Origin of the sequence: Actinomadura sp. 6K520, assembly GCF_004349245.1 — a bacterium.
In the GTDB taxonomy this organism is placed as follows: Bacteria; Actinomycetota; Actinomycetes; order Streptosporangiales; family Streptosporangiaceae; genus Spirillospora.
Genome location: NZ_SMLC01000202.1, coordinates 1 through 11395, shown reverse-complemented (window position 1 = coordinate 11395; position 11395 = coordinate 1). Strand labels below are relative to the sequence as shown.

10 protein-coding genes are annotated in these 11395 nt (G+C 73.5%); 8 read left to right on the top strand and 2 right to left on the bottom strand.

Annotated features, from left to right (window positions below; genetic code table 11):
* Positions 1-239 precede the first annotated feature (239 nt).
* Positions 240-2732, top strand: coding sequence for a hypothetical protein (locus E1289_RS32480; RefSeq protein WP_131987110.1), 2493 nt, complete (start codon positions 240-242; stop codon positions 2730-2732).
* Between the two features lie 35 nt (positions 2733-2767).
* Here E1289_RS32480 and E1289_RS32475 read toward each other — a convergent pair whose 3' ends face one another.
* On the bottom strand, positions 2768-3241 hold the full coding sequence (locus E1289_RS32475) for a hypothetical protein (protein WP_207929293.1): 474 nt from the start codon (positions 3239-3241) through the stop codon (positions 2768-2770).
* A 201-nt stretch (positions 3242-3442) separates the two neighbouring features.
* On the opposite strand from E1289_RS32475, the gene E1289_RS32470 reads away from it, so the two are divergent.
* Together E1289_RS32470 and recQ are read left to right on the top strand one after the other, a co-directional pair.
* Positions 3443-4102, top strand: a complete 660-nt coding sequence (locus E1289_RS32470) for an HAD family phosphatase (RefSeq protein WP_131987108.1) — start codon at positions 3443-3445, stop codon at positions 4100-4102.
* 43 nt (positions 4103-4145) lie between these two features.
* Positions 4146-5975, top strand: coding sequence for a DNA helicase RecQ (recQ, locus tag E1289_RS32465; RefSeq protein WP_131987106.1), 1830 nt, complete (start codon positions 4146-4148; stop codon positions 5973-5975).
* On the opposite strand, the gene E1289_RS32460 is transcribed toward recQ, so the two are convergent.
* On the bottom strand, positions 5959-7314 hold the full coding sequence (locus E1289_RS32460; protein WP_131987104.1) for a flavin monoamine oxidase family protein: 1356 nt from the start codon (positions 7312-7314) through the stop codon (positions 5959-5961). The genes recQ and E1289_RS32460 overlap by 17 nt on opposite strands.
* Positions 7315-7371: 57 nt before the next feature.
* Here E1289_RS32460 and E1289_RS32455 point away from each other — a divergent pair, with 57 nt between their 5' ends.
* The 5 genes from E1289_RS32455 to E1289_RS32435 form a co-directional block, all read left to right on the top strand.
* Entirely contained in the window at positions 7372-7959 is a 588-nt protein-coding gene (locus E1289_RS32455; RefSeq protein ID WP_131987102.1) for a TetR/AcrR family transcriptional regulator, read from the top strand.
* 69 nt (positions 7960-8028) lie between these two features.
* Complete coding sequence (locus tag E1289_RS32450; RefSeq protein WP_131987100.1) at positions 8029-8526, top strand: DUF5666 domain-containing protein; 498 nt, start codon at positions 8029-8031, stop codon at positions 8524-8526.
* A gap of 132 nt (positions 8527-8658) precedes the next feature.
* On the top strand, positions 8659-9357 hold the full coding sequence (locus E1289_RS32445) for a response regulator transcription factor (protein ID WP_131987098.1): 699 nt from the start codon (positions 8659-8661) through the stop codon (positions 9355-9357).
* A complete protein-coding gene (locus E1289_RS32440) occupies positions 9354-10703 on the top strand; it encodes a HAMP domain-containing sensor histidine kinase (RefSeq protein ID WP_131987096.1) in 1350 nt (449 codons plus the stop codon). Before E1289_RS32445 ends, E1289_RS32440 begins: the two co-directional genes overlap by 4 nt.
* A 69-nt stretch (positions 10704-10772) precedes the next feature.
* Positions 10773-11395, top strand: a 623-nt coding sequence (locus tag E1289_RS32435) for a GPR1/FUN34/YaaH family transporter (RefSeq protein WP_131987094.1), incomplete at its 3' end; no start/stop codon positions are given.

Sequence of the window (11395 nt, the reverse complement as noted above, 5' to 3'; positions counted from 1 at the left end):
CCGAAGCCCCGTCCCCGAGCAGCACCGAGACACCCAGCGGCCCAGAAGCCCCGGCGAATCCAGAGGATCACGCACCCGGCGAGACCGCGGTTCCGGACCCGGCCGCTCAGACCACCGAAATGCCTGCCCCGGGCGACACTGAGACGCCCACGGAAGCGGCAGACCCGGCGACGAGTGAAGGCGGGTACCCGTCCAGCGGCGCCACGGAAGCGGTCGCGGACGCAGGAAGCGCCCCTTCGGTGGGCGACGCCGCGTTCGCGGGCCAAGAGGCGGGCGCAGCGGAAAGCGAGCCGCAGGACGACGGCGTCGAGCCCGGGTCAGGCGGGGAGTCGGCGGGCGGGCCGGCGGATGGGTTGGATCCTCGGGCCGGGTTCGAGACCGTGCCGCTTGAGGAGGTGGTGGAGGGGAGTGCCACTCCCTCGCTGGGGACCGAGATCGTCGCGGACGAGTGGGGCGGGCGCGAGCTGGTCGAGAGCGTCCACGAGCCGCTGACCGGGTTCTACGAGCGGATCGACGCGCGGCTCCGGGAGGTGCCCGAGGACGTCCCGCCGGTGGGCTGGCGGCCGCACATCGCGGCGCTGCGCGCGTTGCGGGAGGAGCGGGTCGCGGGGAACTGGGAGGTGCTCGCACGGTTCCTGGTCGCGCCCGGGTCGCTGGAGAGGACGGAAGAGCTCCGGCTCGTCCGGCGGGAGGACGGGGACGAGGTCATCCGCGAGCTCGTGCGGGAGCTGGCGGCGGCGGACGGGCGGGCGCTGCTCGTCGCGCCCACGCCGGAGCGGGCGGCGGAGCTGCTGCGCGGGCTGGAGGCGGATCCCGAGGTCTTCTCGCTGCTCGTCGAGACGCGTCCGGCGACGGCGGAGGCCGATTCGGTGGAGACCCAGGCGTTCCCGCCGGTGGACGACGAGGCCGTCGAGGCCGTCAGGGCCGTCGAGGCGACGCCCGTGCGGGAGCCCGGCGGCAACGGGACGGTCGAGTTCAGGCCGGTGTCCGGGACGCCGGAGGAGTGCTCGTCGGCGGTCACGCGGGTCGAGCCGCTGCCCGCGCTGCCCCTCGCGGAACCGGCCGCCCCGGAGGAGGGGCCGTCCGCGCCGGAGGCGAGGGTCCGGTCGGCCGCGCTGCGGCCGGTCGGGGAGGCGTGGCGGCAGGGATGGGAGACGGAGATCCGCCTGCTGCGGCGCGAGCTGATGTCGCTGGAGCAGTGGCCCAGGGACGCGGCGGCGCTGCAGTCCGTCGAGGCCGAGCATGTGCGGCGCGGCGAGGAACTGGAGGCCGAGCGGGCCGCGCTGGCCCGCGCGGTCGAGGAGTACCGGAAGACGGGGACCGCCGCCGGGCAGGCCGCCGAGGAGGCCGAGGCGGAGGCGGAACGGCTCGCCGTCGTCCAGCGGGAGGCCGAAGAGGAACTCGCTGGGCCGCGCGCCGAGGCGGAGCGGCTCAAGACGGAGGCGGACGAGGCGGCCACCGAAGCGAACGCGCTGACGCGGACGGCCGACGCGTCCTACGCGCGCTGCGTCCAGATGGACGAGCGCGCCAAGACCGCGCAGTCCGAACTGCAGGCCGCGCGGCGGACAGAGGCGTCCCTGACGGACGAGCTGGCGCGTGCGCGGGAGGCGCTGCCCCACGCGGCGGAGGAGTCCCACCGGCTGGCGGCGGCGGACGCGGACGCGGCGGCCGAGGGGCACGCCGCCTACTACCGGCTGGCGGCGGCGGAGTCGGCGCTGGCGGCGGTGCGCCGGAGGATGACGCTCGGCCAGCGGCTGCACGTGGCGTCGCCGCCGTCCGAGCTGAAGAGCCTGCGCGCGGAGTTCAGGGCCCGGACACGGGACGCGGACGAGGCCGCCAAGCGGGCCCGGGAGGCCAAGGACGCGGCGGAGAACGCCGAGCGGATCCGGCGGGGGCTCGCGTCGTTCGTCTCGGAGGGCGGGGCACGGCTCGCGGCGGCGCAGGAGGCGCAGGAGCGGCTGGGCACGGAGCTGGCCTGGCTCGCGACGGAGCGGGAGACGGCGGGCGCCGAACATCGGGAGCAGGCACGGCTGGCGGCGGAGTCGGTGGAGCGGGCCACCCAGGCCGCCATGCGGGCCCGCGCCGCGCAGCAGGCCGCACAGCAGATCGAGGACCGGGTGAACGCGGCCCGGACGTCCCGTGAGAAGGCCCTCGCGGCGGCGGGCCGGGCCCGGTCGGACGCGGAGAAGGCCGCGGCCAGGGCGGCGGAGACGGAGAGGGCGCTCGAACGCCGCACGGCCGAGGCCGCCGCGGAGATGTCCGCCCGCGACACCGATCTGGCGGCCGCGCGGCGGACCGAGGAGCTCTCCCGGGAGAAGGTCCGGGAGACCTGCGGCGCGGACCCCGCCGCGGACCCGGAGGTCGTCCCGGCGCACCAGCGGCGCGCGATGGCCCGGATCGAGCAGCTCACCGGCTACCTGAACGGCGAGCGGGCGGCGGGCGGCGATGTGCTGCTCGGCGCCGCCGACCTCGTCGTCGGGACGCCCGCGGGCATCGGCCTCACCGCCCGCGACGAGGAGTTCGACGCGCTGATCGTCGCGGACGCGGGCGAGGTGACGGACGGTGAGTTCCTCATCGGCGCCGTCCGGGCGCGCCGGTGGATACTCGTCGGGGCGGCGGGCTCCCGCCCGCCGTCCTACCGGGAGTACGCGGGCGCGCCGTCCGGCAGGCTGGAGACCAGCCCGTTCGAACGCGCCGGCACGGCCGCGCCCCACCTGGTCGAGGACGCCTGAACCGGCCCTTCGCGGGCCGGCCCCGCCGACCCGCCTCAGTCGTTGCGGCTGAAGAAGGGGGAGGCGCCGGGGTTCTTCGGCGCGACGCGGACGCCCGGGGCGGCGGTGGCCGGCTGCCACCGGGGAAGCGGCCCGGTCTCGCCCGCCGGGCGGGGCGCCGCCGGCTCGGGGCGTCCGGCGCCGGCACCCCGCTGGGCCTGGGCGAGCTCGCGCTCCAGGCGGCGCTTCTCCGCGACGAGCGCGGTCAGCGACTCCTCGTGCTCCTCCCGCAGGTCGCGCAGGTCGCGGCGGGTGCGGATGCGGCGCGCGGCGCCGGTGAAGGTGAGCGCCGTCCCGCAGCAGAGGACGAGGGCCACGGCCGCGCCGGCGAGGAAGACCTGCCACTGCTCGGTCACGCCGGGGACGGTCTGGCCGAAGAGGACGAGGTTCGCGGCTTCGGCGTTGTCGAGGGCCACGCCGACCCCGGCGAGGATGGCGGCCGCGACCAGCAGGAAACCGAGGAACACCATGGGCAGATCTCCTCTGCAGTGACTCCGGAGGGGGGTACGGAGGGTCTCCACCATGCCAGACCGAAACCGCATCATGTCGCATTGGTCGGATAAATACAGGTCAGCGGACTTTCGAGGGAACCAATGCGCAACGTTCCCTGTCGACCGCATCGGGTAGTGCTCGTGCCGGAGGCGCGCAGCTACCGAGACCGGGAGGAACCCATGCCCGTGCAGGCCATCGTGTTCGATCTGGACGGCGTCCTGATCGATTCGGAGCCGATGTGGGAGGAGGTGCGGCGCGCGTACGTCGCCGACCGCGGCGGGCGCTGGCTGCCCGACTCCCAGGAGCGCCTCATGGGCATGAGCACCAACGAGTGGGCCGAGTACCTCGCCACCGACCTCATCGGCGGCGTCCCGGCGGAGCAGGTCGCCTACGAGGTGGTCGACCAGATGCTCCAGCGGTACCAGGAGCGGCTGCCGCTGCTGCCGGGGGCGGAGGAGGCCGTCCGCCGGATGGCCGAGTACCGTCCGCTCGGCCTCGCCAGCTCGTCACCGCGCGCACTCATCGACCTGGTGCTCGGCAAGCTCAGAGTGGACGGGCTGTTCCGCACCACCGTCTCCACCGAGGAGGTCGACCGCGGCAAGCCCGAGCCGGACGGGTACCTCACCGTGGCCGCCCAGATGGGGGTGCCCGGCGGCGACTGCGTCGCCATCGAGGACTCCGCCAACGGCATCCGCTCGGCGCACGCGGCCGGGATGACGGTGATCGCGATCCCGCGCCCGGCGCATCCACCGGCGCCGGACGCACTGGCACTCGCCGCGCACGTCGCCGACGGCCTGGACGAGGTGACCCCGGAGCTGGTGGGGGTTATCCACAAGTAGCGTTCGCGGGGGCGGGGGGCGCGGCCGCTCGTAGTATGGGCCGATGGCTTCCCCCGAGATCCCGGAGTCCCTCGACATCCTGCGGCGCGTGTTCGGGTACGACACGTTCCGGGACGGCCAGCAGGAGATCGTCGAGCATGTGGCGTCCGGCGGCGACGCCCTCGTGCTGATGCCGACCGGCGGCGGGAAGTCGCTGTGCTACCAGATCCCGGCGCTCGTCCGGAAGGGCACCGGGGTCGTCATCTCGCCGCTCATCGCCCTCATGCAGGACCAGGTCGACGCGATGCGGGCGCTCGGCGTCCGGGCGGGCTTCCTCAACTCCACCCAGGACCACGACGAGCGCCGCGTCGTCGAGGCGCAGTTCACCACCGGTGAGCTCGACCTGCTCTACCTGGCGCCCGAGCGGCTGCGGCTCGCCTCGACCGTCGAGCTGCTCGGCCGCGGCGACGTCTCGCTGTTCGCGATCGACGAGGCGCACTGCGTGTCGCAGTGGGGGCACGACTTCCGCCCCGACTACCTCATGCTGTCGGGCCTGCACGAACGCTGGCCGGAGATCCCGCGCATCGCCCTCACCGCCACCGCCACCGAGGCGACCCGCCGCGAGATCGCCTCCCGCCTCCAGCTCGAGGAGGCCAAGCACTTCGTCGCCTCCTTCGACCGCCCCAACATCCAGTACCGGATCGAGCCGAAGACCGACGCCAAGCGCCAACTCCTCCGCCTCCTCCAGGCCGAGCACAAGGGCGACGCGGGCATCGTCTACTGCCTGTCCCGCAACTCGGTGGAGAAGCACGCCGCGTTCCTGACCGAGAACGGCATCGAGGCGCTCCCCTACCACGCGGGCCTGGACGGGCAGACGCGCGCCGCCAACCAGGCGCGCTTCCTCCGCGAGGACGGCCTCGTCATCGTCGCGACCATCGCGTTCGGCATGGGCATCGACAAACCCGACGTCCGCTTCGTCGCCCACCTGGACCTCCCCAAGTCCGTCGAGGGCTACTACCAGGAGACGGGACGGGCCGGGCGCGACGGCCTCCCGTCCACGGCCTGGCTCGCCTACGGCCTGCAGGACGTCGTCAACCTGCGCAAGATGATCGACGGGGGCGAGGGTGACGCCGCGTTCCGGCGCCGCCAGGCCATGGCCCTCGACGCCATGCTCGCCCTCTGCGAGACGGTCGAGTGCCGCCGCGTCCGGCTGCTCGACTACTTCGGCCAGTCCGCCGAACCGTGCGGCAACTGCGACACCTGCCTGACCCCGCCCGAATCGTGGGACGCGACCGTCCCCGCGCAGAAGGTCCTGTCGGTGATCGTGCGGCTCGACCGCGAACGGCGCCAGAAGTTCGGCGCCGGCCACATCATCGACATCCTGCTCGGCAAGAAGAACGCCAAGGTCATCCAGTTCGACCACGACACCCTGAAGCCGTTCGGGGTCGGCACCGACCTGCGCGAGGCCGAATGGCGCGGCGTCGTCCGGCAGCTCCTCGCGCAGGGCCTCGTCGCCGTCGAGAGCAACCACGGCACGCTGGTCCAGACCGACGAGAGCGCCGCCGTCCTGCGCGGGGAACGCACAGTGCTGATGCGCCGCGAACCAGACCGTCCCGCCCCGAAGGCGGCGAAGGCCGCCAAGGACCGCAAGGCCCCCGTCGAGCTGCCCGCCGAGGCCATGCCGCTCTTCGAACGCCTCCGCGCCTGGCGCGCCGCGACCGCCAAGGAGCAGGGCGTCCCCGCCTACGTCATCTTCCACGACGCGACCCTGCGCGAGATCGCGACGGCCCTCCCGACGACCCTCACCGAACTCGGCCACGTGAACGGCGTGGGCGAGAACAAACTCGCCAAGTACGGCCCCCAGGTCCTGGAAACCCTCACCTCGGCCGACTGAGACCCGCCCGGGCCGCTTCGCGGGCGGCGCGGTGGCCGGACTCGACGGCGCCGTCGATGTAGCCGGCCCATCTCGTCGCCGTCTCCGTGCCCGCCCAGTGCAGCGGGCCGACCGGCCGGCGGAGGGCCGGCCCGAAGCGGGTCAGCGTTCCGGGGGCGGCGAAGGCGCCGTAGCAGCCGCGCGAGTACTCCTCCGCGGCCCAGTCCCGCTCGATGCAGGCGACCGGGTCCCCCGCCCGCGGCCCGAAGTACCCGACCAGGTCGGCGATGACCTGGGCGCGGCGCTCCGCCGCGGGCACGCGCGCGGCGATGTCCGCGTGCCGGCCCTCCAGGAACCCCACCAGCACGCCCGGCCCGCCGTGCTCCGGGGTGTTGTCGAACGTGATCCCGAACGGGCGGTTCGCGCTGGTCACCTGCCCGCTGAACCCGTCCGCGCGCCAGAACGGCTCCTCGTACACGACGTTCACCTTGATGACCCGCCCCATCGGCAGGCGCTGGACGAGCTGGTCGCGGTCCCCGGGCAGCCCCGGCGTGTAGCGGATGCGCCCGGCCAGCGGCGGCGGGACGGCCACGATCGCGCTGCGCGCCCGGACCTCCCGCGACGGTGTGCGGAGCCGGACGGAGCCGTCCGCCCACGCGATCTCCGTGACCGGCGCGTCCAGGACGACGCGGTCCCCCAGCTCGTCCGCCAGCGCGAGCGCGATCCGCTGCGAGCCGCCGGAGACCCGGTCCTGCTGGGCGCCGCCGGTCGTCTCGATGAGCGGGTCGAGCCCTCCTGCGGCGGCGATGTAGAACCCCGCCCAGAGCGCGGACAGGTCCGCGGCCTCGGCGGAGAACACCGCCTGCGTGATCAGCCGCATGAACGCGCGGCCGCCGCGGGTGCGCAGGTTCCGGCGGATCCAGGTGTCGAACGTCTGGGCGTCCAGGCGTGCGGCATGCCGCGCGGCCCACGGGGCGTCCGCGGGGATGCCGCGCCTCATGCGGTCGATGCGCCACTGGCCCTGCGCGATGTCGGCGAGCGTGGCGGGGGACAGGCGGGGGATGCGGCCGGTGTACTCGCCGCGCGTACCGCCGATCTCGGCGATGTGCCGCCCCCGGTCGTACGTCGGGTACGTCGAGAGCCCCAGCTCGTCCAGCAGCGCGAGCACCGCGTCCTGCCCGGGGCCGACCCACTGGCCGCCGACCTCGATCGGCTCGCCGCCGGGAAGCTCGCCGTTCAGCAGCCGTCCGCCGACCCGGTCCCGCGCTTCCAGGACGACCACTTCGTGCCCGCCCCGGACGAGGTCACGGGCGGCGACCAGTCCGGCGACCCCCGCCCCGACGATCGCGACATCCGCCATGTCCCCTCCCATACGTGATGCATCTGACATACATCATGTATGTGTTATACATGCCGGATGGAGCAGGTCAAGACCCGGCGGGAGCGTTACGCCGAGAGCACCCGCGCCGCCCTCCTCGACACCGGCCGCCGCTTCTTCGCCCAGCGCGGCTTCACCGCCGTCTCCGCCGAGGAACTCGTCGCCGCCGCCGGCCTCACCCGCGGCGCCCTCTACCACCACTTCGCCGGGAAGCAGGGCCTGTTCGAGGCCGTCTTCGAGGACCTCGAAGCCCGCGCCGCGTCCCGGATCACCGCCGCGACGGCGCCGCACGAGACCGCCCGGGACAAAGCCGCCGCGGGCGTCCGAACGTTCCTGGAGATCTGCTCCGACCCCGAGTACCGGGAGATCGTCCTCCTGCAAGGCCCGATCGCGCTCGGCTGGCAGCGGTGGCGCGAACTCGACCAGCGGTACCTCGGCACCATCCTCACCGAGCGCCTGACCGCGCTCCTCGGCGACTCCGCCCCGCACCCCCTCGCGCTCACCACGGCCGCGTTCTACGGTGCGCTGACCGAACTCGCCCTCTCCGTGGCCGACGCGGAAGACCCGTCCCGAGCCCGGGAGCAGGCCGTCCACCTGATCGACGCCATGCTCGCCGGGGTGCGGTAGGCCGATTCCCAGGGTTCTCCCAGGATCGCGCGGGGTGTTCTGCCAGACCCCGCCGGTTTGATGGTTCCCATGCGAACCGACCGCAAGACCTTCATCGCCGGGCTGGGCACCGCCGGCCTGCTCGGCCTCGGCCTCTACGTCGCCGTCCCCGCCATCGCCGACTCCCCCTCCCCGTCCCCCACGGCGCAGCCGTCCGAGCGGGGCGAGGACCGCCCGTTCAAGTGGGGCCCGGGCCGGCACGGCCGGGGCGAGCGCGGTCCCGGCGGGCACGGTTTCGGCCTGCGCGGCGGACGCGGCGTCCACGGCGAGGCCACCGTCCGCGACGGCGACGGCTTCCGCCTCGCCACCTTCCAGCACGGCGAGATCACCGCCCTGTCGTCGACGACGCTGACCGTCAAGAGCGCCGACGGGGCGACCTGGACGTGGACGACCAACGGCGACACCAGGATTCGCAAGGACCGCGAGGACATCGCCCTCAAGGACCTGGCGAAGGACGACGAGATCCGGATCGCGGGCGAACGCTCCGGCGACACGCGGACCGCCAAGATCATCCACGTGCGGGACTGACGGCATCGCCCCGGAGGTTCCCGTCCGCCGCGTGCCGCCACGACCACAGAGGGTATTTTCGGTGCGGGCGACCACAGCGCCGTCCGGGGAGGGTCCGACGAGCCGCATGGGCGAAGGCAGGCGCGGGAGCCGATGAACGAGGGCAGGCGGGTGCTCGTCGTGGAGGACGAGGCCAACATCCGCGACCTCATCGAGGTCGCGCTGCGCTTCCACGGCTTCGCGACCGTGACCGCGGACACCGGCGAGGAGGCGCTGCGGGCGGTCGCCCGCGAACGCCCCGACCTCGTCCTGCTGGACGTCATGCTGCCCGACGTCGACGGCTTCGAGGTCTGCCGGCGGCTCCGCGCGGACGGGAACCAGGTCCCGGTGATCTTCCTGACGGCGCGGGACACGCCGTCCGACACCGTCACCGGGCTCACCCTCGGCGGCGACGACTACGTCGGCAAGCCGTTCTCCATCGAGTCCCTGATCGCGCGGGTGCGGGCCGTGCTGCGCCGGGCGGCCCCGCCCGCGCCGGACCGTGTCGCGCCCGCGTCCGACGGCGTCCTGCGCGTGGCGGACCTCGAACTGGACGAGGAGCAGTGGACGGTACGGCGCGGCGGCGTCGAGGTCGACCTCTCCCCGACCGAGTTCCGCCTGCTCGCGTACCTGATGCGCAACACGGGCATGGTGCTGTCCCGCACCCAGCTCCTCGCCGCCGTGTGGGGCTGGGAGCACGGCAACCCGCAGGTCGTCGAGACCTACATCAGCTACCTGCGCCGCAAACTGGACCCGCTCGGCACGCCGCTCATCCACACCCGGCGCGGCGTGGGCTACGCGCTGCGGCCATGACGCTCAACGCCCGCCTGCTCAGCGGCCTCCTCGCAATCACCGTCGCCGGCCTGGCGATCATGGCCCTGGTCAGCGCGCTCGTCCTCAACGGCTACCTGATGCACCGGGTGGACGAAGACCTCCAGGCCGTCCCGAACCGCGCCATGGGACGGCTGATGCTCCCCGAGACACCCCGGGGCGTCGCACCCTCCCGCTTCATCATCCTGGTGGTCGACCCTACGAACCAGGTGCGTGCTCTAAGCGGCGACGAACCAGACCCCAGTCGCGCCCTGAACGAGGTGCAAAACCTCAGCCGGGACGAGCTGACCGCTCACGCGAGCACTCGCGAGCCGTTCTCCCTCCCGGGACTGCGAGCGGTGGCCCGCCCCTGGCGCAACAGCATCATCGTCGTGGCGTCCCCGCTCGACCAGGTGCACTCCGCCGTCCGCAACCTGGTGCTCTCCGAGATCGCCACGGGGATCGTCCTGCTCACACTGCTCGCCCTGCTCGGCCGCACCCTGATCGGGCGCGGCCTCCTGCCGCTGAACCGGATGGCCGCCACCGCCCACGCCATCACCGCCGGCGGCGACCTGCGCGCCCGGATGCCCGACCCCGGCCCGCGCACCGAGACCGCCCGCCTCGCCGCCGCCATCAACGTCATGCTGGAACGCATCGAGCAGGCGTTCTGGGCACGCAGCCGCTCCGAGGCCCGCGTCCGCGAGTTCGCCGCCGACGCGTCCCACGAACTGCGCACCCCGCTGACGACCATCCAGGGCTACGCGGAGCTGTACCGGCACGGCGCCCTCGGCCCCGACGAACTGCCCGACGCCATGCGCCGCATCGAGGACGAGGCGCGCCGCATGAACAAGCTCGTCACCGACCTCCTCGACCTGGCCCGCCTCGACCGCGAGGCGTCGCTGCGCCCGGCCCCCACCGACCTGGTCGCCCTCGCCCGCGACGCCATCGCCGACGCGACCGCCGCCGACCCGGACCGCCCGCTCACCCTCGACGCCCCGGACACCCTCCACGCAACAGTGGACGAATCACGAATACGCCAGGTTTTCGCAAATCTCCTCGCCAATATTCGCGCCCACACACCCCCCGGGACACCGGCGACCATTCACCTTGCTCCCGGAATCATCGAAGTGACCGACAAAGGCCCCGGCATGCAGGCCGCCGACGCCGCCCGCGCCTTCGAACGCTTCCACCGGGCCGAGCACGGCACCACCGGCACGGGCCTCGGCCTCCCGATCGTCGCCGCCATAGCCGCAGCTCACGGTGGCCGCGCCGAACTCCTCTCGGCGCCGTCCCGGGGGACGACCGTCCGGATCACGCTCCCGCACTCCGTCAATTCCGTTCAAAACTAGCCCGCCAGCGGGAAACACCCCATTAACGCGGGCAGGGTTACGGGCGAATCGCCACACCCAGGAGGCGCCATGTCCCAGGCCGAGCAAGAATTCCGGACGCAGCCCACCGTCGCGGACCCCGTCCCGCTGGGCCTGGCGGCCCTGGCCGTGACCCTGTTCCTCTTCTCCGCCAAGAACGCCGGCTGGACCGACGGCACCGACGCCTGGCTCGGCTACGCCCTCGCCTTCGGCGGCCTCGTCCAGCTCCTGGCGGGCATGTGGGAGTTCCGCAACCGCGACGTCTTCTGGGCCACGGCCTTCTCCTCCTACGGCGCTTTCTGGCTGGGCCTCGGCCTCTACGTCGTCCTCCTGGCCGGCGCCACCGACCCCGCCGACCAGGCCAACGACCTCGGCTGGATCATGCTGGCGTTCGCGATCCTCAACGCCTACCTGCTGCTGCTGAGCACCCAGATCAACCAGGCCGTCCTGGCCATCTTCGTCAGCCTGGAGGCCACCCTGATCATCCTGTTCATCGGCAACCTGACCACCACCGAGACCACCATCCAGATAGGCGGCTACATCGGCGTCCTGACCGCCCTCTGCGCCTGGTACGCCTCCGCCGCCACCCTCCTGAACGCCATGCTCCGCCAACCAGCCCTGACCCTCGGCAAACCCGTCCTGACCGGCCTGCTCCCCCACAACCCCAACCGCCC

Bases quoted from the DNA above. Each gene is read 5' to 3' on its own strand.
- E1289_RS32475 (WP_207929293.1), bottom strand. From the start codon at position 3,241: ATGGTGTTCCTCGGTTTCCTGCTGGTCGCGGCCGCCATCCTCGCCGGG.
- E1289_RS32470 (WP_131987108.1), top strand. From the start codon at position 3,443: ATGCCCGTGCAGGCCATCGTGTTCGATCTGGACGGCGTCCTGATCGAT.
- recQ (WP_131987106.1), top strand. From the start codon at position 4,146: ATGGCTTCCCCCGAGATCCCGGAGTCCCTCGACATCCTGCGGCGCGTG.
- E1289_RS32460 (WP_131987104.1), bottom strand. From the start codon at position 7,314: ATGGCGGATGTCGCGATCGTCGGGGCGGGGGTCGCCGGACTGGTCGCC.
- E1289_RS32455 (WP_131987102.1), top strand. From the start codon at position 7,372: ATGGAGCAGGTCAAGACCCGGCGGGAGCGTTACGCCGAGAGCACCCGC.
- E1289_RS32450 (WP_131987100.1), top strand. From the start codon at position 8,029: ATGCGAACCGACCGCAAGACCTTCATCGCCGGGCTGGGCACCGCCGGC.
- E1289_RS32445 (WP_131987098.1), top strand. From the start codon at position 8,659: ATGAACGAGGGCAGGCGGGTGCTCGTCGTGGAGGACGAGGCCAACATC.
- E1289_RS32440 (WP_131987096.1), top strand. From the start codon at position 9,354: ATGACGCTCAACGCCCGCCTGCTCAGCGGCCTCCTCGCAATCACCGTC.